Consider the following 25,554-nt stretch of genomic DNA (forward strand, 5'->3'; position numbering starts at 1 on the left):
CGGGCCGGAAGTCGCCACGTCTCTAGTCGTAGATGGCCTCCACGAACCACTGGCCCTCTTCGACGATGAGGAGCCAGGCCGAGCCGTCGACGCCGACGACCTGGAGGCGGGCGTAGCGGCGGGCGTGGTCGGGGTCCCACCAGCGCTCGTCGACGGGCCAGGGTCCGGCCCAGGCCTGGACGGGCTGCAGGTCGCGTCCGCCGTGGGCGCAGAACCGGGCGGGGTCGCCGCTGAGCGCACCGCGGCCGGTGACGGTGACGGGCTGGCCGCCGGCGGTGAGCACCACGGCCGGACGGCGCTGCGTGAGCACCGTGGCGGGGGCGGGTGCGGGCAGGCTGCCGGGCCACGGCATGTCGGCCGACCGCTCGGGGACGACGGCGGCGCGCGCGTCGTCACCCCACGGCACCAGGGTCTGGCGCTCGGCCGGGCTGCGACCGCCGGTGAGCACCACCGACGCGACGCCCTCGTGGCCGACCATGCCCTGCACCTTGGACAGCGCGCGGGTGACGCGGGCGTCGGGCGGGCCGCCCCACAGGCCGTCGGCGTGGTGGGCGAGGGTGTCGACCTCGTCGGGGACGAGACGCACCTCGCTGACCGGCGACGACACCGCGCCGTCGACGCCGTCGTAGCCGGGGCGCACCTGGAGCTGCCAGCGGACGCGGTCGACGAGGTCGGCGGTGTCGAACCAGCGCGGGTGCAGCCAGGTGCGCTCGGTCTCGCGGCCGTCGTCGGTGGTGACCTCGATGCGCACCGCGGTGCAGACGAGGTTGCGGTCGGCCAGGGCGCCGACGAGCTGCTCGGCGGTCCGGCGGACGCTGAACGCCACCTGCTCGGCGCGGTCGAGCGGCGGCTCGAGCACGAGTCGACGGACGAGGTCGGGCGGCGGCCTGCGGGCCGAGACGGCGCGCTCGTCGCGTCCGCCGGCGAGCCGGTGGGCCCAGGCGCCGTCGTCGCCGAAGCGGGTGAGGACGTCGCGGACGGGCAGCCCGGCGAGCGCGCCGAGGGTGCGCAGGCCGAGCCGGTGGAGCAGGCTCACGAGGTCGGGGTGGTCGAGCACGGCCACGGGGAGGTCGGCCAGGAACTCCGCCGACCCGCCCGCGGGGACGACCAGGCTGTCCTGCGGCAGCGCACGTCGGGCCGCCTGCTCGGCGGCGAAGGGACCGTCGGCGACGCCGAAGCGGCAGTCCTCGACGCCGAGGTGCACCAGCCGCTCGGCGAGCACCGCCGCGGCGTTGACCTCGCCCCCGTGGAAGCGGCTGACGCCCTGCGCGCGGACGGCGCAGGTGCCCGGGCGCAGCGACTGGACGCCGGGCGCGAGGTCCTCGACGGCCTCGAGCACCGGCTCGAACGCGCGGGCGTCGAGCGTGGGGTCGTAGTCGCGGACGACGAGGTCGGGGCAGCGCGACTGCGCGTCGCGGAGCCGCTGGTCGCGGCGGACGCCCTCGACCCGGGCGGACGCCGAGCACGCCAGCACCCGCCCGGCCCGCATCAGCGCGACGGGGGCGCGCAGCGGCAGCCCCTCGAGCCAGGTGACGGCGCGCACCGGCCAGTCGGGGCACCACACCACCATGGTGCGGGTGGCCATCAGCTGGCCATCTCGCGGACGGGCGACAGCGGGGACGCGGACTCGCCGGGCCCGTCGGCGCGGGCCGCGTGCGGCGAGACGAGCGAGACCTGCTGGTCGGGGCCGGGCAGCCAGAGGTCGAGCTGACGGGGGCGTCCCGAGCGCGGCGTGGCCCGGACGGTGGCGCGACGGGCGGCGAGGCGTCCGTGCCCCACCCCCAGACCCACCCAGGCGCCACCGACCACCTCGAGCCGGACGTCGGGACGCGGCCAGTCGCCGAGGACGACGAGCGCCGCGCCCCGCTGGCGCAGCCGGGCCGCGAGCCGGGCCGCCTCGCCCTCGCGGACGCGCGACGGCGGCCGCAGGACGACGACCCCGAGCACGTCGACCAGCGCCTGGGTGGCCGGCAGCCACGAGTCGCCGGGGTCGGGCAGGACGACGGTGCGCGCGAGGTCGACCCCCAGCGCGGCCGCGGCCTCGGCCCCGAACGTGGGCACCCCCACCACCGCGCACCACGCCCCGGCCTGCGACGCGCCGGCCGCCAGCGCCGCCGCGAGCGTGCTGGACCCGCTGACGGTGTAGGTGCCGCCGGCGTGCAGCGTGCCGCCGGGCAGCAGCCCCGACAGCGCGGGCAGGGTGTCGACCGGGGTGCTGGCCGGACGCGTGCCCTGCACCTGGCGGACGCGCTCCTGCAGGCTGCGCACCCGCTCCAGGGTGGCGACGTCGGCCGGTGGGGTCATGGGTCCATGATCGAACACCTGTTCGAACGCGTCAACCCGGACCGGCGGGTCGGTGGACGACACGCCGATCCTCCCCCGCCGGCGGTGCGCGAGCAACCACGCCCACCGGCCGGCGGTGCCCCACCCACCACGTCCCCGGGTTCTGTGGTGGGTCCGGCACCCCGCGTCGTGGGTGCGGCACCGCCGCCGGGTGCGGGCCCACCCCGTCGTGCTGGCGGTGGGCACGGCCCCAGGATCGGCTGATTCCTGGGGCCGTACCCACCGCCGGTGCCGCACCCACCCGCAGCCGCACGTGGTGGCTCGTGCACCCGTCGGGCCTACGGCGAGCACCCACCCCCGTCTCCTCTCACCCGCCACCCGCGACGTCAGGAAGCCACCGGTGGCCGGGGTGGAGGTGGGCGAGGGTGTCGGCGAGCCAGGTGCGCGCGAGGTCGTCGAGGAGCGGCAGGGCGGCGGCGAGGTCGGCGTCGTCCTGGGGGCGGGCGTGGGCCGCCTTGTGCGCGAGCACCACCTCGGGGCGCTGGTACCGCAGCCCGTCCGGGCCCACCCAGGTCACCTCCTCGACGGGACGGGTGACCGAGGCGTCGCGACGGAAGACCCAGTGCCCGTCGGCGTCCTGCTCGGCGAGCAGGTCGAGCAGCCACGGCGCGAGGGCGTGCTCGCGCACCCACACCTGGGACGACTCGGGGTGCAGGTCGGGGTGGACGTCGTCGAGCGGCCGGAGCGTGCGCGAGCCCACCGACCACAGGTCGAACCGCGGTGACAGGTGGCCACGCAGCAGCGGCAGGTCGCGACGCCAGACCGCGACGTCGACGTCGTGGTGCTCGCGGCGCACGCCCGTGAACGCCTCGATCGCGTGGCCGCCGACCACCCACCACTGCCCCTGGTAGCCGTCGAGCAGCTCGGCGACGCCGGCGATCGACGGCGGGTCCCAAGGGCCGAACAGCCGATCGAACTCGGCGTCCTCGTCCATCCCGGCATCGAAGCACACCCGCGTCGACGCACACCCGCACCAGGCAGGTGCCGCGCCCACCACCCGCGGTGGCCCACCCACGACGGAGGGGCCGCCGATGGTGGGTGGGGCACCGCCGCCGGGACGCGGTGGTGGGTGAGGCACCGCCGGGATCAGGCGGGGAGGGAGGCCAGCACCCGCGGCGCGAGCCGCTCGAGCAGCGCCGCGGCGTCGCGCACGCAGACGTCGGGGTCAGGCTCGAGGTCGGTCAGCGCGTGCACGGCGACGACGCCGAGGCGCCGCGCGTCGTCGTCGGACAGGTCGCGCCGGCCGCACACCGCGACGACGGGCACCCCGGCCGCCGTCGCGCGGGCGGCCACGCCGGCCGGGGCCTTGCCGCGCAGGGTCTGCTCGTCCAGGGCGCCCTCCCCCACGACGACGAGGTCCGCGCCGACGAGGCGGTCGTCGAAGCCCACGAGGTCGAGCACCAGGTCGATGCCGGGTGACAGGTCGGCCCCGAGCGCCAGCAGCGCCAGGCCGACGCCGCCGGCCGCACCGGAGCCTGCGCCGTCGCGGTGGTCCGTCCCGACGGCCCGGGCCAGGACGTCGGCCCAGACGCCAAGCGCGTGGTCGAGCGCGACGACCTGCTCGGCCACCGCACCCTTCTGCGGCCCGTAGACCGCCGCGGCCCCGTGCGGGCCGAGCAGCGGGTTGTCGACGTCGCACGCGACTGCCAGCTCCACCTCGGCGAACCCCGCCGGCAGGCCCGACAGGTCGAGCACCCGGGCGTCGCGCAGCCCGTCGCCACCCTCGGGCACCGGTCGTCCGTCACCGTCCCGGACCACCGCCCCCAGACCCACGAGCAGCCCCGCGCCGCCGTCGGTGGACGCGCTCCCGCCGATGCCGACGAGCACCCTGCGGCACCCGTCGTCGACGGCCCGGCGCACGACCTCGCCGACGCCGCGGCTCGTGGCAGTCATCGGGGCGGGCACGCCGCCCGGCAGGAGCCCGAGACCGCAGACCGCCGCCATCTCGACCACCGCGACGTCACCGCGGCGTGCGTACGCCGTGCGCACCGGCTCGCCGGTCGGTCCGGCCGCGGTGGTGGGGACGAGCGTGAATCCTCCGGCCACCGCCGCGTCGAGCGTGCCGTCGCCGCCGTCGGCCACCGGGACCTCGTCGACCACCAGGTCGGGGCGCGCCGCGCGCAGCCCCCGCCCGAGCGCGGCCGCCACCTCCGGCGCCGTCGACGACCCCTTGAACTTGTCGGGAGCCAGCAGGACACGAGGCGGACCGTCAGGAGGCACGTACCGAACCTGCCAGAAAATCCCTTGGACCACCACGACCCCTGGTCTAGGCTCGGGCGCGATGAAGATCTGAGATCGCCCCGGCCCACGTCCGAGGTCCCTGCCCGCGTCGACGCGCGCAGAGCGACCCGGTGGGCCACCGCACCCGGACCGGGAGCACCGCGATGTCATCGACCGTCAGCACCTCCACCCTCACCCCGCTCGTCGCCACCGACGTCGGCCGCACGTTCGGCGACCGCGCCGTCCTCGACGGGGTCGACCTCACCGTCTCCCCCGGCCAGCGCGTCGGGCTGATCGGCGAGAACGGCACCGGCAAGTCGACGCTGCTGCGGCTGCTCGCCGGCGTCGACCGTCCGGACACGGGCAGCATCACGCGTCCCGACGACCTCGCCTACCTGCCGCAGGAGCCGCCGTTCGACGACGGCGCCACGGTCGCCCACGTGCTCGCCGAGGCCCTGGCGCCGCTGCACCGGACGGTGCGGGACGTGGAGCGGCTCGGCGAGCTCATCGCGCGCGACCCCCTGGACGAGCGCACCGCCTCGGCCTACGCCGCGGCCCTCGCACGCGCCGAGGCGCAGGACGCGTGGGACGCCGACCGCCGCGCTCGTGAGGCCGCCGACCGGCTCGGGCTGAGGGGGCTCGACGACGACCGCCTCGTCGGCACCCTGTCGGGGGGCCAGCGCACCCGGCTCGCCGCAGCCGTCGTGGTCACCCGGCGCCCCGCGTGCCTGCTGCTCGACGAGCCGACCAACCACCTGGACGACGACGCGATGGAGCTCGTCGAGGACACCTGTCGGTCGCTGCCGGGCGTCGTGGTGGTCGCGAGCCACGACCGCGTCCTCCTCGACCGCGTCTGCACCCACCTGGTCGACCTCGACCCGGCGGCGCTCGGCACCGACGGCGAGGGCGGGCGCCGCTTCGGCGGAGGGTTCACCGACTACCTCGGTCACCGCGCCGCGGCCCGGCTCCGCTGGGAGGAGAGGTACGCCGAGCAGCAGGCCGAGATCGCGCGCCTGCGCGACGCCACCCGCATCGACACCTCGGCGGTCGCCCACGGACGTGGGCCCACCGACAACGACAAGTTCATCACCAGGTTCAAGGGCGCCCGCGTCGACCGCACCGTCGCCCGGCGCGTCCGCGACGCCGAGCAGCGGCTGGAGGTCGCCGAGCGCGAGCAGGTGCGCCGCCCGCCGGCCCCGCTGCGCCTGCGCGCCGACCTCACCGGACGTCCCGGCGGGTCCGCGCTCGCGGTCGGCGTGCGCGACCTCGCCGTGCGGCACCGCCTCGCCGTCGCGTCGCTCGACGTCCCGACGGGCGGCCGCCTGCTGGTGACGGGCGCCAACGGCAGCGGCAAGTCGACGCTGCTGGCGGTGCTGGACGGCCGGCTCCGCCCCGACTCCGGCACGGTGCAGGTGTCGGCGCGCCGCGTCGCGACGCTCCGGCAGGACGTGACGTTCGACGACGACGCGCGGACGGCCTCGCAGGCCTACCGGCACGCGCTCGGTCCGGAGCTGTCCGCGTCGGTCCCCCTGCGGGACCTCGGCCTGCTCGCACCCGCCTCGCACGCGACGCCCGTGGGCGACCTCAGCGTCGGGCAGAGGCGGCGGCTCGCGCTGGCGCTGCTGGTGGCCCGGTCCCCCGACCTGCTGCTGCTCGACGAGCCGACCAACCACCTCTCGCCCACCCTGGCCACCGAGCTGGAGGAGGCGTTGCGCGAGACGCCGGGGACGGTCGTCGTCGCGTCGCACGACCGGTGGCTGCGACGCCGGTGGGACGGGCCCGAGCTGCGCCTGCAGCCGGCGGGGTGAGGCGTCAGCAGGGAGACCGGCGGTCGGCCACGAGCGAGCGCAGCCGGTCGTCGGGGTCGAGCCGGCCGACGATGGCCGAGCAGGCGTCCCGGAGCTGGCGCACCTGCTCGCGGTCGAGCGGGTCGAGGACGAACGTGCGCACCGCCTCGACGTGGCCGGGGGCGGTGGTCACCACCTTGCGCCAGCCGTCCTCGGTGAGGGTCGCGATGGTGGCGCGGCGGTCGGTGGGGCTGGGCGAGCGCTCCACCCAGCCGCGTCCCTCGAGCTTGGCCACCACGTGCGACAGGCGCGAGAGCGTCGCGCTGGTACCGGTGGCGAGGTCGCTCATCCGCAGCGCGCGGCCGGGGGCCTCGGACAGCTGCGACAGCACCATGTAGTCGAAGTGGGTGACGCCGGCGTCGCGCTGCAGCTGGGCGTCGAGCGCGGCGGGCAGCAGGTTGGTGAGGAACACCAGGTCGAGCCAGGCGGCCCGCTCCTCCTCGTCGAGCCAGCGGGCCTCCGCCGGGTCGGGGTCGACCGCCGCCACCGCGTCCTCCACCTCGTCCTGCACCTCCCCATCCTAGGGACGACGCAGAAGTTGTCGGTGCCTCACAGGGTCATGGGCCTGTGAGGCACCGACAACTCGGGGGGACGCGGGGGGCGTCAGGGGGTGGCGGCGTCCACCTTGGCCTTGACGCCCTCGGTCACCTCGCCCTGCGGCGAGCCGTGGTCGTCGACCATGGTGCGCTCGTCGAACGGGTCGGCGCCGCTGAGCGCCCGCTGCAGCTGGTCCTTGTCGATCGAGTGCGTCCAGGTGCCGACGAGCACGGTCGCGACCGCGTTGCCGGCGAAGTTGGTCACCGCGCGGGCCTCGGACATGAAGCGGTCGATGCCGACGATGAGGCCGACGCCGTCGACCAGGTCGGGGCGGTGCGAGGCCAGGCCACCAGCCAGCGTCGCGAGGCCGGCGCCGGTGACGCCCGCCGCGCCCTTGGAGGCGATGATCATGAAGACCAGCAGCGAGATCTGCTCGCCGATTGACAACGGGTCGCCCATGGCCGACGCGACGAACAGCGAGGCCATCGTCAGGTAGATCGCGGTGCCGTCGAGGTTGAACGAGTACCCGGTGGGGACGACGACGCCGACCGTGGACTTGTCGATGCCCGCGTGCTCCATCTTGGCGATCAGGCGGGGCAGTGCCGACTCCGACGACGACGTCGAGACGATGAGCAGGAACTCGCGGCCGAGGTACTTGAGCAGCGTGAAGATGTTGATGCCGGCGACCATCTTGAGGATCGCGCCGAGGATGACGAACACGAAGATGGCGCAGGTGACGTAGAAGCCGATCATGATGACGGCCAGGCTCTTCAGCGCGTCGACGCCGGTCTCGCCGACGACGCCGGCGATCGCGCCGAAGGCGCCGATCGGAGCGGCCCACATGATCATCGCGAGCACCCGGAACACGACCTTCTGGACGTGGCCGATGCCGCGCAGGACGGGCTCGCCGGCGCGGCCCATCTTCTGCAGCGCGAAGCCGACGAGCAGCGCGACGAGCAGCGTCTGCAGCACCTCGCCGGACACCAGGGACGAGACCATCGTGTCCGGGATGATGCCCATCAGGAACTCGACCGTGGTCTTGGACTCCTCCACCTGCCCGGCGCCGGCGTCGGCGACCTCGGAGCTGATCTGCAGGCCCTCGCCCGGGTGCAGGATGTTGCCGACGACCAGGCCGATCGCGAGCGCCGCGGTGGACATGGTGACGAAGTAGCCGAGCGCCAGGCCGCCGACCTTGCCGACCTGCGCGGCGTTGGCCACCGACCCGACGCCGAGGACGATGGTGCAGAAGATGACCGGCGAGATCATCATCTTGATCAGGTTGACGAACGTGGTGCCGATCGGCTTGAGCTCGACCGCGAAGGACGGGGCGGCGAAGCCCACCGCGATGCCGGCAAGGACGGCGACGATGACCGCGATGTACAGGTAGTGCGTGCGGTCCTTCTTCTTCGGCGGCGCGCCCTGCTCGGCGCTGGGGTCTGGACTGGTGGCGGTGGCCATGGGGGCTCCTCTGCTCGGCTCCGCGGGTGCGGCTCGCCTCATCGTGGGGCCGCGCTGTGAGCCCGGTCACCTTGTGTTCACTGAGTTCACGGGTCGACGACGTGCGGCATGATGCGCGCATGCCGACCTGGAGGAGCACCGGGAGCCTCGCGCGCCAGATCCTGGCGCTGCAGGTGGTCGTGGTGCTGCTCGTCGTGGCCGGGGCGACGGCCCTGGCCTACGTCGACGCCCGCCGCGACGCCGACGACCAGACCGCCCAACGGGCCACCGCCGTGGCGGTGGGGCTGGCCGACTCCCCCACCGTCGCCCAGGCGCTGACGACCGCCGACCCCTCGGCGGTCCTGCAGCCCTACGCCGAGCGCCTGCGCCGCGACACCGACACCGACTTCGTGGTCGTGATGGACACCGACCGCGTCCGGTTCACGCACCCGACGCCGGCCAACATCGGTCGCCGCTTCGTGGGCAACGTGGCACCGGCGCTCGCCGGGCGCACCTTCACCGAGGAGTACGTCGGGACGCTCGGACGCTCGGTGCGCGCCGTCACCCCCGTGGAGGTCGACGGCGAGGTGGTGGCGCTGGTGGCGGTGGGCGTCGCCACCGACCGCGTGCAGCAGGAGGTGCTGGCCCGCCTGCCGGCGATCGTCGTCGCCGGCCTGGCCGTGCTGCTCCTCGGCGTCGTGGGCGCCTGGCTGATCAGCCGTCGCGTGCGACGACAGACCCACGGTCTCGGCGGGGCCGAGATCACCCGCATGTACGAGTACTACGACTCGGTGCTGCACGCCGTGCGCGAGGGCATCGTCCTGCTCGACCGGGACGACCGCGTGCAGCTCGTCAACGACGAGGCGCGCTCGCTGCTGGGCCTGGACGCCGACCCGCTCGGCACCGGGCTGGACGGCCTCGCGCTCCCCGACGACCTCGTCCGCACGATGACGGCCGACGCCGGCGCGGAGGACGAGATCCACCTGGTGGGCGAGCGCGTGCTCGTCGTCAACCAGCAGGTGGCCAGCTGGGAGGGCCGCGCGCTCGGACGCGTCGTCACCCTCCGCGACCACACCCAGCTGCGCCAGGTCGCCGCCGAGCTCGACACCGTCAAGGGACTCACCGAGAGCCTGCGCGCGCAGAACCACGAGGCGTCCAACCGCCTGCACACCGTCGTGTCGCTGATCGAGACCGGACGGCCGCAGGACGCCGTCGCGTTCGCCACCCGCGAGCTCGAGCTGGCGCAGCGGCTGACCGACGAGGTGGTCGCCGCCGTCGACGAGCCCGTGCTCGCGGCGCTGCTGCTCGGCAAGACGGCCCAGGCGGCCGAGCGCGGCATCGAGCTGCAGATCACCGACGACACCCACGTCAGCGCGGTGGCGATCTCGTCGCGCGAGGTCGTGACCATCCTGGGCAACCTGATCGACAACGCGATGGACGCCGTGCACGAGGCCGACCAGCGGGTCGTGGTGGTGCGCGTCGAGTCCGACGACCTCGGCTTCGAGGCCACCGTCGAGGACAGCGGGCCCGGCATCACCCACGAGTACCGCGAGAAGGCCTTCGAGCGCGGCTGGTCCACCAAGCGTGCCGACGACGGCTCTCGCCGCGGGCTGGGCCTGGCCCTGGTCGGCCAGGCGGTCAGACGCCACGGCGGGTCGGTCTCGGTGCACGAGAGCGCGCTCGGCGGCGCGCGCTTCGAGGTCTCCATCGAGCTGGCGGCCGCACCGTGAGCGCCGAGCTGGCCGTGCTCGTGGTCGAGGACGAGGAGATCGCCGCCCGCGCCCACGCCGACTACGTCGGACGCGTCGACGGCTTCGTCCTGTCCGGGGTGGCGCGCACCCGTCAGGAGGCGGTGAGGCACCTGGCCGCCGAGCGGGTCGACGTCGTGCTGCTCGACATGAACCTGCCCGACGGCCACGGCCTCGACATCCTGCGCCAGCTCCGCGGCAGCGGCTACGCGTGCGACGTCATCGCGGTGACGTCGGCCCGCGACCTCGCCGTCGTCACGCGCGCCGTCGAGCAGGGCGTCGCGTCGTACCTGCTCAAGCCGTTCACCTTCGCGGCCTTCCGCGACAAGCTCGAGCGGCTGGCCGCGTTCCGCCGCCAGGTCGCCTCCAGCGGCGACGACCTCGCCCAGCACGAGGTGGACGCCATGCTCGGCCTGCTGCGCAACCCGCGCGTCGGCGACGGGCTGCCCAAGGGCCTGACCCGACCCACCCTCGACGCGGTGTCGCGGGCCGTGCGCGAGGGGGGCGAGCCGATGTCGGCCAGCGAGGTCGCCGAGGCCGTGGGCGCCTCCCGCGTCACGGCCCGTCGCTACCTCGAGCACCTGGTCAGCACCGGCTCCCTCACCCGCGGCACCCGGTTCGGCGGGTCGGGCCGACCCGAGGTCGACTACCGACCCGCCTGACCCGTCACGCGCCGAGCGGCACCGACGCGCCGGGGATGGCGTCGAGCAGGCGCCGGGTGTACTCCTCCTGCGGGTCGTCGAAGACGGCCGCGACGCTCGACTGCTCGACGACACGACCCTCCTGCATCACCAGCACGTTGTCGGCGATCTGGCGCACCACCGCGAGGTCGTGGGTGATGAACAGGTAGCTCAGGCCCAGCTCGGCCTGCAGGTCGTTGAGGAGGTTGAGGATCTGCGCCTGCACGAGCACGTCGAGCGCGGAGACCGCCTCGTCGCAGATGACCACCTCGGGGTCGAGCGCGAGGGCGCGCGCGATCGCGACCCGCTGACGCTGCCCGCCGGACAGCTCGTTGGGGTAGCGCGACATCACCGACGCCGGCAGCGACACCTTGCCGAGCAGGTCGCGGATCTTGGCCTCGCGCTCCTTCGGCGTGCCGATGCCGTGGGTGCGCAGCGGCTCCTCGATCGAGCGGTAGATCGAGTACATCGGGTCGAGCGAGGCGTAGGGGTTCTGGAACACCGGCTGCATCTGGCGACGCATGGCGAGCTGGTCGGCCTTGCGCGTCTGCGTGGTGATGTCGACGCCGTCGAACTCGACGCTGCCGGACGTCGGGTCGAGGAGGCCGAGCACCATGCGCGCCACGGTGGACTTGCCCGAGCCCGACTCCCCCACGATCGCGGTGGTGGTGCCACGGCGCAGCTGGAACGACACGTCGTCGACGGCCGTGAACTGCACCGACGAGCCGGGACGTCCGCCGCGGATGGAGAACACCTTCGTCAGCTGCTTGGCCTCGACGACGACGCCCGACCCCTCGCCGAACTCGTCGGGGCGCGTCGCCACCTCCTCGGCGACCTCCTCGGCCGTCTGGACGGCCTGCTCGCGCACCTCGGCGCGGTGCTCGACCGCCGAGAGCCGCTGCGAGGCCAGCGACGGGGCCGAGCCCACGAGTCGCTTGGTGTAGGCGTGGTGGGGGTCCTGCAGGATCTCCAGCGCCGGGCCGGACTCGACGATGCGGCCGCGGTACATCACCACGAGGTGGTCGGCGCGCTCGGCGGCGAGGCCGAGGTCGTGGGTGATGAGCAGGACGGCGACGCCGAGGTCGTCGGTGAGACGGTCGAGGTGGTCCAGGATCTGCTTCTGGACGGTGACGTCGAGCGCCGAGGTGGGCTCGTCGGCGATGAGCAGCTTGGGTCGTGCGGCCAGGCCGATCGCGATGAGCGCGCGCTGGCGCATGCCGCCGGAGAACTCGTGCGGGTACTGCTGGGCGCGCCGCTCGGCGTCGGGCAGCCCGGCCTCCTCCAGGAGCTCGACGACCCGCTGGTCGGCCGCCTTGCCCTTGGCGACGCCGTTGGCGACCAGCGTCTCCTTGATCTGGGCGCCCACCCGCACCAGCGGGTTGAGGTTCGACATCGGGTCCTGCGGCACCAGGCCGATCGACGATCCGCGCAGCGCCACCACGTCGCCCTTGCGGGCCTTCGCGATGTCGGTGCCCTCGAACAGGATCTGCCCGCCGGTGACGCGGCCCGTGCCCGGCAGCAGGTCGATGATCGCGTGCGCGGTGGTCGACTTGCCCGAGCCCGACTCGCCGACGATGGCGACCGTCTGGCCGGGGTAGACCACGAGGTCGGCGCCGATCACGGCGGGGATCACGGTCTTCTTGTCGCTCGCGAACCCGACGTCGAGCCCCTTGAGCTCGAGCAGGGGGCGGTCGGCGGACTGGTCGGCGGTCATCGCTTGCGCGCCTTCGGGTCGAGGGCGTCGCGCACGGCGTCGCCGAGGAGGATGAAGCTCAGGACGGTGACGAGCAGGGCACCGGCCGGCCAGAGCATGACGCCGATCCGCACGCCCGAGCGCACCTGGGGCTGCGCGGACGCGATGTCGGCACCCCACGACACGACTCCGAAGGGCAGCCCGACGCCCAGGAACGACAGCGTCGCCTCGGCCACGATGAACACGCCCAGCGACACCGTCGAGACCACGATCACCGGCGCGAGCGAGTTCGGCACGACGTGGCGCACCAGGTTGCGCCGGGGCGTGGCCCCGATCGCGCGGGCGGCGTCGATGAACTCCATGTTCTTGGTCTCGAGCACGGCGCCGCGCGTGATGCGCGCGATCTGGGGCCAGCCGAACAGCGCCAGCACCACCACCACCGACGTCACGCCGGAGAAGAACCCGCGGTCGGGGAACAGGTTGCGGATCACCGACAGGCCCACGAGCGCCGCCAGCAGCAGCGGGATCGCGTAGAAGATGTCGGAGACGCGCGACAGGACGGCGTCGACCCAGCCGCCGTAGAAGCCCGCGACCGAGCCGACGAGCATGCCGACCACGGCCACGACGACCGTGGTGAGCACGCCCACCGCGACGCTCGCGCGCGCCCCGTAGACGGTGCGCGACAGCAGGTCGCAGCCGGCGCGGTCGTAGCCGAGCGGGTGACCCGGCTCGGCGCCACCGATGATCTTGCCCGGCTGGCAGAACGTGGGGCTCTGGTTGGTGAACAGCCCCGGGAACGCGATCACGACGGCGAGGAACGCCAGCAGCGTCGCGGCCACGAGGAAGATCGGGTTGCGCCGCAGCTGCTTCCACGCCTCCTTCCACTGGCTCTCCGGCGGAGCCGTGGTGTCGAGCACGCCGACCTCGTGCAGCGGGGTCTCGGCGGCGTCGGCCACCCGGCGCTCCTGGCCGGGGCGGGGAGCAGGACGCGACGTGGGCTCAGGCATAACGGATCCTCGGGTCCAGGGCGGCGTAGACGAGGTCGACGACCAGGCTGGTGAGCACGTAGACGAGCACCAGGATGGTCACGACCGAGACGATCGTGGGGCTCTCGCCGCGCTGGATCGCCTGGAAGGCGAGGTTGCCGACGCCGGGCACGTTGAAGATGCCCTCGGTGACGATCGCGCCGGCCATCAGGCCGCCGAGGTCGGCACCGAGGAAGGTGACGACCGGGATGAGCGAGTTGCGCAGCACGTGCTTGCGGTTGACCTCGCCCTCGCTCAGGCCCTTGGCCCGGGCGGTGCGCACGTGGTCGGCGGTCATGTTCTCGGCGACCGACGTCCGCGTCAGCCGCAGCACGTAGGCGAACGACACCAGCCCCAGCACGAACGCCGGGAGCAGCAGGTCGCCGAACCCCGTGCCCGAGACGGTGGGGGTCGTCCACTGCAGCTTCACCCCGACGAGCAGCTGCAGCAGGAAGCCGAAGACGAAGATCGGCACCGCGATGACGAGCAGCGAGACGACGAGCATGGTCGAGTCGAAGAGCCTGCCCTTGCGCAGCCCCGCGTAGAAGCCGGCGGCGACACCGAGCACGGCCTCGATCAGCAGCGCCATGAGCGCGAGCTTGATCGTCACCGGGAACGCGTCGGCCACCAGGTCGATGACGGGCCGTCCCGTGAAGGACATCCCGAAGTCGAAGGTCAGGATCCCCTTGAGGAACAGCAGCCACTGCACCAGGAACGGCTGGTCGAGGTTGTACTGCGCCTCGAGCTGGGCCCGGACCGGCTCGGAGACCTGCCGCTCGCCGAAGAGCCCCGTGATGGGGTCGCCGGGGCGCAGGAACACCATCGCGTAGATGAGCAGGGTCGCGCCCAGGACGACGGGGATCGCCTGGAGCACCCGTCTGCCGATGTACCACCACATGTGTGCGAGAGCTCTCTGCTAGGGGGATGCGTCGCCGGACGCACGCGTGTGGGGCGACACCGAGGTGCCGCCCCACACGCGGGGTCCAGCCGGGCCGGACGGTGCTACTTGGTCGCCTCGTTCAGCACCGGACGGTTCTTCCAGTTGAACGTCACGTTGTCGACGCCGGTCGCAGCCGCGGCGGCGACGTCGGTGTACCACAGCGGGATCGCCGGGAGGTCCTGGAGCAGGACCGCCTGGGCGTCGGCGTAGAGCGAGTAGCGCTCGGCCTCCTCGTCGGCACCGGCGGCCTGGCGCAGGATGCCGTCGAGCTGCTCGCTGGAGTAGTCGCCGTCGTTGGAGCCCGCGCCCGTGGCGTACAGCGGGGCGAGGTAGTTGTAGATCGACGGGTAGTCGGCCTGCCACCCGGTGCGGAACGCGGTGTCGATCGAGCGGTCGGTGACGCCGGTGCGCAGCTCGTCGAAGGTGGCGTACTCCTGCGGCGTGGCCTCGATCTCGAGGTTGTTGCGCAGCTGGTTGACGACCGCCTCGACCCACTCCTTGTTGCCCGCGCCGTCGGCGTTGTAGGCCACGGTGAACTCGCCCTCGAACGGGGCGATCGCCTCGGCCTGCGCCCACAGCGCCTTGGCCTCGGTGGCGTCGAACTCGAGGACGTCCGAGCCCTCGATGTCGTCGTCGAAGCCCGGCAGCACCGGGGAGGAGAAGTCGACGGCCGGCGTGCGGCTGCCCTCGAAGACGTTCTCGGTGATCTCCTCGCGGTCGATCGCCTTGGACAGCGCCTGGCGACGCAGGTCGCCCTCCTCGCCGTCGAAGCCGTCGAGACGCTCGGGGATCGTGATGGACGCGAACGCCGACCCGGGCTGGGTGATCGCCTGGACCTGGTTGTCGTCCTGGTAGGTGCCCAGCGCGCTCGGCGGGACCTGGTCCATGACGTCGAGGTTGCCGCCCTGGATGTCGGAGTAGGCGCCGTCGGGGCTGGTGTAGATGCGGAACTCCAGGCCCTCGTTCTGCGGCTCGCGGGCCCCCTCGTAGCTCTCGTTCGGCTCGAGGGTGATCTTGACGTTGTTCTCCCAGCCGTCCGCGGCCATCTTGTACGGGCCGTTGCCGATGGGCTGCTTGCCGTAGGCCTCGATGTCGTCGAACGCCGACTCGGGCAGCGGGAAGTAGGCGCTGTAGCCGAGGCGCTCGGGGAAGTCGGCCTCGGGCTGGCTCAGCTTGATCGTGAACGTCTTCTCGTCGACGACGGTCAGGCCCGACATCGTCTCGGTGGTGGGGTTCTCGGCCGAGACGTCCGCGTAGCCCTCGATGGGCTCGAAGAAGTAGCTGGACAGCTGGGCGTTGGTGCTCAGCGCGCCGTAGTTCCAGGCGTCGACGAACGAGCTCGCGGTGACCGCGGAGCCGTCGTCGAAGGTCCAGTCCTTGAGCTTGACGGTGAACGTCTGGTTGTCGGTGGTCTCGATGGACTCCGCGACCTCGAGCTCGCTCTCGCCCTCGTTGGTGTAGTACACCAACCCGGAGAACATCTGGTCGATGACGTTGCCGCCGCCGACCTCGTTGGTGTTGGTCGGCACCAGCGGGTTCTGCGGCTCGGTCGAGTAGACCGAGATGACGCCGTCGCTGGCCGACGAGTCGTCGCCGCCGCCGCACGCAGCCAGCACGAGGCTGCCGCAGGCGACGAGGGCCACGCCCGCGAGGCGAGTTCGCCCAGGGAGTCGCATGGATTTTCCTCCTGTGGAGATGGGGCACGCGGACGCGTGTGCCGCATTGCTACCAGCGAGGCAGGGCGCGGGAAAAGCCAGGAACGACTCCTCGGACACTCCGTGACCAGATCGTCACCTAGTCCAAGTGGGCCATACCACCATGGTCAAGTCAGGTGGTTGCAGCCTGACACCATGTGAGGGTGTGTCAGCGGCGCTTCACGCGCACCGTGACCGTCGCCGACGTCGACGCGCGGTAGGTGACGTCCGCCGGGCGGTACACCGCACGCAGCCGGTGGACCCGTGGGCGGAGGGCGGTGCGCCCGAGCCCGACGGTCGCCGCGCCTCGTGCCAGCCGGACGGTGCGCAGGGCCTTGCGCCCGTCAAAGACCGTCACGGTGCCCGTCGGCGGCCCGTCACGACCCGCCACCACCACGCGCAGGCGGACGGAGTGGCGTCCGTACCGTGCGGTCGTGCGACTGGCGCGCAGGCGGGCGGTGGTCGACCACGCCGGCACCGCGACCGCACCGGACGACAGGGTGTTGCTGGAGTAGGCGCCGCTGCGGGCGGTCTCGACCACGCTGATCCGCCGCCCGACGTCGGCGCGGGTCAGTCGGTAGGAGGTACCGGTGGCTCCGGGGACGGCGCGTCCGTCGCGACGCCACTGCCGCGAGGCGAAGGTGCCGAGCACCCACTGCGCCGGGGTGGCCGTGAGCGTCGAGCCGACCGACGCGCCACCGCGGACCTGCGGCGCCGTGCGGGCCGCCATCAGCCGGCCGAGGTCGAGGACGCCCGCCCCGCCCCCGCTGGTCGACCTCGCGTAGGGCTGGACGGCGCCGCGCACGGCCGCCTCGACGGTAGCTGCGGACAGGGACCGGTCGACGGACTTCACCAGGGCCGCCGCGGCCGCGACCTGCGGTGCCGCCTGGCTGGTGCCGCTCATCGTCGTCACGGTGGCCGCGCGGGCGGTGGTGGCGCCGTTGTTGGTCGTGGAGAGCACGTCGGTGCCCGGGGCCGCGAGCGCGAGCCCGGCACCGCGGTTGGAGAACGTCGCCAGGCCACCGGTGCGGGTGGAGGCACCGACGGCCAGCACACCCCGGCAGCTCGCCGGGCTGGACAGCCGGACGTCCCCGCCCTCGTTGCCGGCCGCGGCGACCACGACGACCCCGCGGCGGCGGGCCCCGTCGATCGCCGTCTGCATGGTGGCGCCGCACGCCTGGCTGCGGACGCCGAGGGACAGGCTGACCACCGACGCCGGCGTGGTGTTGGCCGGGACGCCGGGCACCGAGCCGCCCGAGGCCCACGTGATGCCCGCGGCGACGTCGCTCTCGGAGCCGCCGCACCGTCCGAGCACGCGCACCGGCTGCACCCGGACGCCCGGTGCGGTGCCGGCGACGTGGAGGCCGTTGTCGGCCCGGGCCGCGACGATGCCGCTGACGTGGGTGCCGTGCCAGGAGCTCGGCTGCGCCTTGGCGCGCGAGTCGCCCTCGCACTGGCGGGCCTCGGCGGCGTCCATCCAGTCGCCCTCGTCGCGGGGGTCGGCGTCGCGGCCTCCCCCGTCACGCGCGGTGGCCGGGGCGGAGATCATGTCGTACCCGCCGACGACGGAGCCGTCGAGGTCGGGGTGGGCGGTGATGCCGGTGTCGACGACCGCGACGACCACCGACGACGAGCCGCGTCCGCGGTCCTTCCAGAACGCCGGGGCGCGGTTCGCCCAGCCACCCGCGCGAGAGGCCGAGGCGTCCCACAGCCACGACTGGGACGAGAAGTACGGGTCGGCGGGCCTCACGGGTGAGGCTGCCGCGACGCGCACCAGGTGGTCGGGCTCGACGGACGCGACGTCCGCCCGCGCGGCCAGCTCGGCGGCGGCCCGTCCGGCGTCCGCGGCGTCGACGGGCGCGTCGAGGCGCAGCGCGTAGGCGCCCCCGCTCGTGCGCGTCGCGCCGGACACGTCGACGTCGAGCAGGTCCTCCACGTCGCCCACCACGCCCCTCGGCAGGGCCGGGTCGGTGGGCGTGACGATCAGTCCGACGACGGCCGGGTCGGCGCCCGCCGGGTCGTCGACCGCCGCGGCCGGAGCCGACGGGGTCGCGAGTCCGGCGGTCGCGGTGACGCCGGCGACGACGAGCACCGCCGCGCGGAGGACGAGGGACCGGGAGCGCACACCTCAGGGTAGGGCGATTCTCTACCTCAGATGAGGTATATCGCCGAACCTGCGCCCGCCGTCACCGACGGCGCGGCTTGACCACCCTGACCGACACCGTGCGCGACGTCGACGCCGCGTACGACGGGTCGGCGGGCGTGAAGACCACCCGGAACCGGTAGGTGCCCGGCTTGAGCTGTCGGCGTGGCGTCGAGATCGCTCCTGAGTTGCTGAGCGTCCTGACCGTGCGGATCTTCGTGCCTCCGCGGTAGAAGGTGAACGTGCCCCGGGAGGTCGAGCCGCGCGCCCGCAGCTGGACGCCCTCCTTGGTGGAGGTCACCTTCTTCTTCACGGCCTTCAACGACACCGTCGTCGCCTTCTTCGGCGGCGTCGGCGCGACGCCCACGACCGTCCCGGCCGAGGTGCGGCGCGTGACCGGGAAGGGCGGCTGCGTGGCCGTGACCGCCACCGACAGCTTCCTGCCCGCGGCCGACGGGGGGATGGTCAGCTGGCCACCGCTGCCACCCGCCAGCGCCCTGCCGTCGACGTACCACTGGTAGGTCAGCCGCGGCGACCCCTGCCAGGGCGCGACCGCACTGACGCTGCCGTAGGTCCGAATGGGGGTTCCCGCGGGTCCGTTGGCCCTGATCGTCACGGCGCCGGTCGGTGCGGGGACCTCCGACAGGTCGACGATGCCGGCGCCGCACAGCGACGTGTCGCAGTCGTAGTCCGCCGACCCGCCCCCGTACGCCGGGAAGGGCTGCGTGGCCTGGCGCAGCGCGGCGGTGACCTGCGCCGGGGTGGCCGCTCCCAACGAGTACAGCAGCGCAGCGGCACCGGACACGGCCGGAGCGGCCATGCTCGTGCCCGCGTACCCGGCGTACGTGTCGCCGGTGGGCGTCGTGGCACCGGCGTCGATCGTGGAGAGCACCGTCTTGTAGTGGTCGTCCTCGCCCGCGGGCGCGGTGCCCGGCAGGTAGGTGAAGTTGGGGTTGTCGCCACCCGGGGCCGACAGCGTCACCGAGCTGCCGACGTTGCTGTACGACGCGAGCTGCCCGAGGTCGTCGGTCGCAGCGACCGAGACCACTCCGTCGCAGTTGGCGGGCGTGCTCGTGGAGGCGTCCGCCGCCTCGTTGCCGGCAGCCGCCACCACCGTGGTCCCGCGAGCGATGGCCGCGTCGACGACCTCCTGGTAGCTGTCGGGGCAGAATCCCCGCCCCGTCTGCTCGTCGACGCTGGTGCCGCCGAGGGAGAGGTTGACGACCTTCGCGGGCGTCCGGTTGGTCGGGACGCCCGGGACGGTGCCGCCGCTCGCCCACGTGATCGCGTCGAGGATGTCGTCGTCGAAGCCGCCGCACTTGCCGAGGGCACGCACCGGCTGGACCGTGACGTCGGGGGCCACGCCCACGACGCCGATCCCGTTGCCGTCGGTGGCGGCGATGGTGCCTGCGACGTGGGTGCCGTGCCACGAGCTGTCCTCGGCCTCGGCCTCGGGGTCCTGGTTGCAGGCCCGAGCCTCGTCGGCGGCGAGCCAGTCACCCGGGTCGGACGGGTCGGCGTCGCGGCCGTCGCCGTCGTTGGCGAAGAAGTCGGCGGGGTAGGCCCCGCCGGTGTCCGGGTCGATCGCCGGGTCGCCGTTCTCGTCCGTCAGCCCGTAGGGGCGCTGACTGACGAAGTCGTAGCCGTCCACGCGTGAGGCCGCCAGGTCGACGTGCCGGGTCATGCCGGTGTCGACGACGGCGACGGTCACCGACGACACCCCCTTGGTCGCGCGCCACAGGGCCGGAGCCTTGACGCTGTAGCCGCCGGCCGGGAACGCGGGCGTGGTGGTCAGGCTCCGCGGGTCCCAGAGGTTGAACAGCTCCCCGAACCCGGGGTCGTCGGTGGTGACCGGCGACGTCGCCGCCGTGCGGCGCAGCACGTTCGGCTCGGCCCACAGGACGTCGGCGCGGCTCTCGAGGTCGTCGGCCACCGCCTGGGCCGACGCCAGCGGGACGGTCTGGTCGAACGCGATGACCGAGGTGCCCTCGGCGGCCGGCCTGGTGCCGTCGAGGTCTGCCCCGTGGACCGCCGCGGCCACGCGGCGCTGGGCCGTGCTGACCGTGCCGGACCGGGTCTTGACGATGACGCCGGCCGCGACCGCAACCACGGCTTCCTCCGCCGGCCGGGTCTTGTCCGCCGACCGCGGACCGTCCGCGGCGGCGACGGCGCCCAGCGGGAGGACGGCGAGCAGGAGCGAGGACCCGAGAGCCAGCGGCAGGACGCGTCGCCGGAGGGCCACCCGGGTGTGCGGGAAGTCGGTCACGGCCGAATCCTAGAGCCCATTCCTCGTCACGATGAGGGAACCGGTCGAACCGGCGGCGGACCCACGCGACGGAGCCGCCGCGCCCCGAGGGGTGCGGCGGCTCCTTAAGGTGCGTCGGGGTCAGCCCTTGCGCTTGGTGACCTCTTCGGTGGCCTGCGGGAGCACCGTCTTGAGGTCGCCGACGACGCCGAAGTCGACGAGCTCGAAGATCGGGGCCTCGTCGTCCTTGTTCACCGCGACGATCGTCTTGGACGTCTGCATGCCGGCGCGGTGCTGGATCGCGCCGGAGATGCCGTTGGCGACGTACAGCTGCGGCGAGACGGTCTTGCCGGTCTGGCCCACCTGGAACGCGTGCGGGTACCAGCCCGAGTCGACCGCGGCGCGCGAGGCGCCGACGGCGGCGTCGAGGGAGTCGGCGAACTCCTCGACCTGGGTGAAGTCGCCACCGGTGCCACGACCACCGGAGACCACGATCGCGGCCTCGGTCAGCTCGGGGCGCCCGGTCTTCTCCCGCGGCTTGGACGCGGTGATCTTGGCGGTCTTGGCCAGGTCGGACACGCTGACGTCGAAGGCCTCGACGGCGGCGGCGCCGGCGTTCTCCTGCGGCGTGACCGAGTTGGGCTTGACCGTGATGATCGGGGTGCCCTGGGTGACCTGCGCCTGGACGGTGAAGTTGCCGGCGAACACGCTCTGCGTGGTCTGCACGCCACCGTCAGCGGCCTGGATGTCGACGGCGTCGGTGATCAGGCCCGACTGGGTCTTGATCGCCAGGCGTCCGGCGATCTCCTTGCCCTCGGCCGAGGAGCCGATGAGCACGGCGGCGGGGCTCTTGGCCTCCACGAGCTGCGCCAGGGCCTCGGCCTTGGGCGCCACCAGGAACTCGCTCAGGGCGGCGTCGTCGAGGGTGTAGACCTTCGCGGCGCCGAACTTGCCGAGCGCCTCGGTGGCGGCGTCGGCGTTGGAGCCGATGAACACCGCCGACGGCTCGCCCAGGCGGGCGGCCAGCGTCAGCATCTCGGACGTGGTCTTGCGGACCGCACCATCGGTGTGGTCGACGAGCACGAGCACTTCAGTCATAGTCGTTCTCTCCCTTGGCCCGGCCGGCTCAGACGAACTTCTTGGACGCGAGGTACTCGGCGAGCTTGGTGCCGCCGTCGCCCTCGTCGGTGACGATCTCGCCCGCGGTGCGCGGCGGACGGGGCTCGAACGAGAGCACCTTGGTCCACGCCGCGGCGGCACCGACCTCGGACGCCTCGACGCCGATGTCGGACAGCGACCACGTCTCGACCGGCTTCTTCTTGGCCGCCATGATCCCCTTGAACGAGGGGTAGCGGGGCTCGTTGATCTGGTCGGTCACCGAGATCACGAGCTTGCCCGAGGCCTCGATGGTCTCGGTGGCGGCGTCGCCGTCACGGCGGATCTTGAGCGTGTCACCCTCGACGGTCAGCTCGGAGGCGAACGTCAGCTGCGGCAGGCCCAGGCGCTCGGCCAGCATCGCCGGCACGACGGACATGCCGCCGTCGGTCGAGGCCAGACCGGTCATCACGAGGTCGAAGTCGCCGATCTTCTCCAGCGCCTTGGCGAGCACGAGCGACGTCGCCGCGGCGTCGGAGCCCGCGATCGCGTCGTCGAGCACGTGGACACCCTTGTGAGCGCCGATCTGCAGCGCCTTGCGGACCGCGTCGGCGGCCTGCTCGGGGCCGACGGTCAGCACGGTGACCTCACCGTCACCGGCCTCGACGACCTTGAGCGCCTCCTCGACGGCGTACTCGTCCAGCTCGGACAGCAGCCCGTCGACACCCACTCGGTCGACGGTGTTGTCCGACGTGAACGTGCGCTCGCCGGTCGCGTCGGGGACGTACTTCACCAGCACGACGATGTTGGCCACGAGGCCCTCCTGGTTCGATGCGTTCGGTGCGGTCGTTGCCTGTGCGCGGGGACGCGCGGGCGACTGAGCAAGCGCTTAGTCGCTACCTGCACGTTACCGATTGGTAATCGTTCGCGCGAGGCGGTGGCCGCATGGTCTGGGTCACAAGCCTATTCCGTGCCGGTGACGCGCGCCGTCGACGTCCGGTCCGGTGGACGGCGCCACCGAACGTCGGGCACGAGCGCGCCGGCCGAGCCCGCGCGGACCGCCCCGGCCCAGACGCCCCAGCCGTAGGCGAGGTCGTCCAGGCGGCGGGCGAGCCAGTAACCCCGCCTGCGGACGCGGTCGCGCTCGCGCACGTGCTCGGCGACCACGTCGGCGACGACGGCCACGGCCACCGCGCGTCGGGCACGCGACGACACCAGGCACGCGACGAGCGACGCCGGCCACCAGTGGCGCAGCAGCAGGCCCGACGTCTGATCGAGCGCCGCGACCACCCCCTGACCGGTGAGCTCGGCGGCGAGCGCGGCCGGACGCCCACTGCGCTCGAGCCGTCGCGACAGGCGCGTGGCGGTGACGCCGGACGCGGCCACCGCCACCGGCAGCGACCACCGCCGCTGCACGAGGACGGCCAGGGTCACCACCACCCCGAGCGGCGTGAGGACGGCGGGCGCCACCGTGCGTCCGTGGCGCCGGGCCAGCGGCTCGGCCGACGAGCCGTAGAAGGCCTTGCGGCCGAGCCAGGCGCGCACGCGGGTCCGGTTCTCGTGGCGCACCACGACGTCGGCCTCGTAGCGGACCCGCCAGCCGTCGGCGCAGAGCCGCCACACGAGGTCGACGTCCTCACCGGACCTCAGGGCGACGTCGAAGCCCCCGGCCAGCGCCTCGACCCGGCCGAGCAGCGCCGCTGCGGGCACCCACGCCACCGCCGACCGCGGCCGCACGAGCGCCGACCTCGGACCAAGGTCGAGGGAGGAGCGCACCTCCTCGTAGTGGTCGAGCCACCCGTCCCCTCCCCCGAGACCCAGCACGCGCGGGGCGACCAGCGCCACCGCCGGGTCGCCGAGGTGGCGGGCCAGGGCACTGACGTCGTCGGGGTCGAGCACCACGTCGGAGTCGACGAGCAGGACGAACGGCGTGGCCACCGCGGCGATGCCGGCGTTGCGCGCGGCGGCCGGACCGCGGTTCTCCGGCAGCAGCAGCACCTCGGCACCGTGCCGAGCCGCCACCGCCGACGTGGCGCGCGGGTCGAGCGAGCCGTCGTCGACGACGACCACGCGGAGCGCACCGTCGAGCCCGCGCAGCAGCCGGTCCAAGCCGAAGGGACGGTCACGCACCGGCACGACGCACGTCACCTGGTCGAAGGGCACCTCGGGCAGCGATCCCCCGACGGGCACGGCCATGCCCGACCCGACGAGACGCTCGGCCAGCGCGCCCTCGATCCCCTCGTCGGTTCGCAGCACCCCGCGGCCCAGCAGGCGCCCGGCCCGCTCGCCGAGGTGGCTGACCCGCGGCGGTGCACCCCCCACCAGGGTCCGGCCGCCGTCCCGCACCAGGACCCCCGGCGCGAGCCGGACGATCGTCCCGGTCGGCAGGCTCATCCGGCGAACCCGCCGTCGGCGGCCACCACCGAGCCGTTGAGGACGGCGCCCTCGTGCGAGCAGCAGAACGCGACGGCGGCGGCGACCTCCGAGGGGTCGAGCAGGCGCCGGACCAGCTGCGAGGACGCGAGCGGCTCGGGGTCGTCGAGGTCGTACAGCGCCGCGGTGGCGTCGAGCATCGAGGTGCGGGTGGATCCCGGCGAGACAGCGACGGCGGTGACGCCCGTGGCGACGAGGTCGGCCGCGAGCCCCTTCACCAGGCCGACGACGGCGTGCTTGGCGGCGTTGTAGGCGGCGAGGTGGAACAGACCCCGCGTCCCGGCCGCCGACGCGATCGCCACGAACCGCCCGCCCGACGGGTCGGGGCCGCCGAGCAGGTGCGGCACGCAGGACGCCGCGGTGTTCCAGACCCCGCGCACGTCGACGTCCCACTGGGTGTCGAGGTGCTCCGCGGGTGCCTCCCAGAGCGGGGTGCCGCCGGCGATCACCGCGGCCGCCGCGACGACGGCGTCGAGCCGTCCGAATGCGTCCACCGCAGCCGCCGCGGCTGTGTCCGTCGCGGCGCGGTCGCGGACGTCGGCGACGCGGGCGACGACCTGGCCGGGGTGCGCCGCGGCGACGGCATCGAGGTCGGCGCGGTCGGCGAGCCGGTAGCCGACGCCGGGCGGACGGTCGGGGCCGTCGCCGGCGCACGAGTCCAGCGCGAGGACGCGGTAGCCGCGGTCGCAGAGCGCGTGCACGGTGGCCGCCCCGATGCCGCGGGCGGCACCGGTCACGAGGGCGACGCGCGGTGGCGCGGTCACCGGCGGGCCGCCGGGTGCCGGGTTCCGGCCTGTCGGACGACGGCGTGCGCCATCGCCGCGAGCACCCGCGCACCCTCGTCCGCCGAGGCTCCTGCGGGGTCGCCGAGCACGCCGTTCGGCGACACCGCGGCCACGCCGCCGGCGCGCAGCAGCGGCAACAGCTCGGCCAGGGGCGACGTGCAGCCGGCCTCGGCGAGGTCGAGGTGGACCGAGTCCGGGCGCAGGTGCAGCATCAGCGAGGTCTCGGTGCGCCCGGCGTGCAGGTCGACGTCCTCGGTCGCGCACGGCACCCAGTCCACGTCGAGCCCCTCGTGGACGAGCTGGGTGACGGCCCCCGTCACGGCGTCGAGGTTGCCCCCGTGCCCGTTGACGAGCACGACGCGGTCGGCCCAGGTCGCCGCCGACCGGACCAGCTCGACCAGGAGCACCCGCAGCGCGTGCGTGCCGATCGACAGGGTGCCGGCGAACGACTGGTGCTCGCCGCTCGAGCCGTAGACCACGGCGGGCGCGACCACGACGTCGCGGTCGAGACCGACCCGGAGCGCCGCGGCGGCGGCCTCGGCCACCGCGACGGCCACCACGGTGTCGGTGTCGAGCGGCAGGTGCGGCCCGTGCTGCTCGGTCGAGCCGACGGGCACCAGCAGCACCTCGTCGCGTCCGACGTCGCGCCACGTGCGCCGGGCCAGGCGTCGCCGCGGGTCGCCGCTCAC

Annotated in this window: 20 protein-coding genes; 3 read left to right on the forward strand and 17 right to left on the reverse strand. The window is 73.9% G+C overall.

Annotated features, from left to right (window positions below; genetic code table 11):
* Positions 1-22: 22 nt before the first annotated feature.
* From ACI6PP_RS03885 to ACI6PP_RS03900, 4 genes are all read right to left on the reverse strand, one after another.
* Complete coding sequence (locus ACI6PP_RS03885) at positions 23-1,585, reverse strand: DNA polymerase Y family protein (RefSeq protein ID WP_421109270.1); 1,563 nt, start codon at positions 1,583-1,585, stop codon at positions 23-25.
* A complete protein-coding gene (locus tag ACI6PP_RS03890; RefSeq protein ID WP_421109272.1) occupies positions 1,585-2,304 on the reverse strand; it encodes a hypothetical protein in 720 nt (239 codons plus the stop codon). Before ACI6PP_RS03890 ends, ACI6PP_RS03885 begins: the two co-directional genes overlap by 1 nt.
* Before the next feature lie 346 nt (positions 2,305-2,650).
* On the reverse strand, positions 2,651-3,277 hold the full coding sequence (locus tag ACI6PP_RS03895; RefSeq protein WP_421109273.1) for a nucleotidyltransferase domain-containing protein: 627 nt from the start codon (positions 3,275-3,277) through the stop codon (positions 2,651-2,653).
* A 152-nt stretch (positions 3,278-3,429) separates the two neighbouring features.
* Positions 3,430-4,563, reverse strand: a complete 1,134-nt coding sequence (locus ACI6PP_RS03900) for a glycerate kinase (protein ID WP_421109274.1) — start codon at positions 4,561-4,563, stop codon at positions 3,430-3,432.
* A 164-nt stretch (positions 4,564-4,727) separates the two neighbouring features.
* Here ACI6PP_RS03900 and ACI6PP_RS03905 point away from each other — a divergent pair, with 164 nt between their 5' ends.
* Positions 4,728-6,371 (forward strand): ABC-F family ATP-binding cassette domain-containing protein, encoded by a 1,644-nt coding sequence (locus ACI6PP_RS03905; protein ID WP_421109276.1) that lies wholly within the window; start codon positions 4,728-4,730, stop codon positions 6,369-6,371.
* Between the two features lie 4 nt (positions 6,372-6,375).
* On the opposite strand, the gene ACI6PP_RS03910 is transcribed toward ACI6PP_RS03905, so the two are convergent.
* Positions 6,376-6,921 (reverse strand): MarR family winged helix-turn-helix transcriptional regulator, encoded by a 546-nt coding sequence (locus ACI6PP_RS03910; protein ID WP_421109278.1) that lies wholly within the window; start codon positions 6,919-6,921, stop codon positions 6,376-6,378.
* 92 nt (positions 6,922-7,013) lie between these two features.
* The gene (locus ACI6PP_RS03915) at positions 7,014-8,405 is read right to left on the reverse strand and encodes a cation:dicarboxylate symporter family transporter (RefSeq protein ID WP_421109280.1); all 1,392 of its coding nucleotides are present in this window, start codon (positions 8,403-8,405) and stop codon (positions 7,014-7,016) included.
* Positions 8,406-8,524: 119 nt separating this feature from the next.
* Between ACI6PP_RS03915 and ACI6PP_RS03920 the strand changes: the two genes are divergently transcribed.
* A complete protein-coding gene (locus ACI6PP_RS03920; protein WP_421109282.1) occupies positions 8,525-10,114 on the forward strand; it encodes a sensor histidine kinase in 1,590 nt (529 codons plus the stop codon).
* Positions 10,111-10,794, forward strand: coding sequence for a response regulator (locus ACI6PP_RS03925; protein WP_421109284.1), 684 nt, complete (start codon positions 10,111-10,113; stop codon positions 10,792-10,794). The genes ACI6PP_RS03920 and ACI6PP_RS03925 overlap by 4 nt, the downstream gene beginning before the upstream one ends.
* 4 nt (positions 10,795-10,798) lie before the next feature.
* Here ACI6PP_RS03925 and ACI6PP_RS03930 read toward each other — a convergent pair whose 3' ends face one another.
* The 11 genes from ACI6PP_RS03930 to mftE all read right to left on the reverse strand — a co-directional run bounded on the left by ACI6PP_RS03930 (position 10,799) and on the right by mftE (position 25,554).
* Positions 10,799-12,526, reverse strand: coding sequence for a dipeptide ABC transporter ATP-binding protein (locus ACI6PP_RS03930; RefSeq protein ID WP_421109286.1), 1,728 nt, complete (start codon positions 12,524-12,526; stop codon positions 10,799-10,801).
* Complete coding sequence (locus ACI6PP_RS03935) at positions 12,523-13,512, reverse strand: ABC transporter permease (RefSeq protein ID WP_421109288.1); 990 nt, start codon at positions 13,510-13,512, stop codon at positions 12,523-12,525. Before ACI6PP_RS03935 ends, ACI6PP_RS03930 begins: the two co-directional genes overlap by 4 nt.
* Entirely contained in the window at positions 13,505-14,428 is a 924-nt protein-coding gene (locus tag ACI6PP_RS03940) for an ABC transporter permease (RefSeq protein WP_421109290.1), read from the reverse strand. Before ACI6PP_RS03940 ends, ACI6PP_RS03935 begins: the two co-directional genes overlap by 8 nt.
* Before the next feature lie 104 nt (positions 14,429-14,532).
* A complete protein-coding gene (locus tag ACI6PP_RS03945) occupies positions 14,533-16,113 on the reverse strand; it encodes a peptide ABC transporter substrate-binding protein (RefSeq protein WP_421109291.1) in 1,581 nt (526 codons plus the stop codon).
* Positions 16,114-16,333: 220 nt separating this feature from the next.
* Entirely contained in the window at positions 16,334-18,289 is a 1,956-nt protein-coding gene (locus tag ACI6PP_RS03950; RefSeq protein ID WP_421109293.1) for a S8 family serine peptidase, read from the reverse strand.
* A gap of 61 nt (positions 18,290-18,350) precedes the next feature.
* Positions 18,351-20,573 (reverse strand): S8 family serine peptidase, encoded by a 2,223-nt coding sequence (locus ACI6PP_RS03955; RefSeq protein ID WP_421109295.1) that lies wholly within the window; start codon positions 20,571-20,573, stop codon positions 18,351-18,353.
* A gap of 120 nt (positions 20,574-20,693) precedes the next feature.
* The gene (locus tag ACI6PP_RS03960) at positions 20,694-21,650 is read right to left on the reverse strand and encodes an electron transfer flavoprotein subunit alpha/FixB family protein (RefSeq protein WP_421109297.1); all 957 of its coding nucleotides are present in this window, start codon (positions 21,648-21,650) and stop codon (positions 20,694-20,696) included.
* Positions 21,651-21,678: 28 nt separating this feature from the next.
* Entirely contained in the window at positions 21,679-22,461 is a 783-nt protein-coding gene (locus ACI6PP_RS03965; RefSeq protein WP_421109299.1) for an electron transfer flavoprotein subunit beta/FixA family protein, read from the reverse strand.
* A gap of 149 nt (positions 22,462-22,610) precedes the next feature.
* On the reverse strand, positions 22,611-24,041 hold the full coding sequence (gene mftF, locus ACI6PP_RS03970; protein WP_421109301.1) for a mycofactocin biosynthesis glycosyltransferase MftF: 1,431 nt from the start codon (positions 24,039-24,041) through the stop codon (positions 22,611-22,613).
* Positions 24,038-24,844, reverse strand: a complete 807-nt coding sequence (locus ACI6PP_RS03975) for a mycofactocin-coupled SDR family oxidoreductase (RefSeq protein ID WP_421109303.1) — start codon at positions 24,842-24,844, stop codon at positions 24,038-24,040. The genes mftF and ACI6PP_RS03975 overlap by 4 nt, the downstream gene beginning before the upstream one ends.
* A complete protein-coding gene (mftE, locus tag ACI6PP_RS03980) occupies positions 24,841-25,554 on the reverse strand; it encodes a mycofactocin biosynthesis peptidyl-dipeptidase MftE (RefSeq protein WP_421109305.1) in 714 nt (237 codons plus the stop codon). Before mftE ends, ACI6PP_RS03975 begins: the two co-directional genes overlap by 4 nt.

It is taken from the genome of Solicola agrisoli, assembly GCF_049059935.1.
Taxonomy (GTDB): domain Bacteria; phylum Actinomycetota; class Actinomycetes; order Propionibacteriales; family Nocardioidaceae; genus JAURVT01.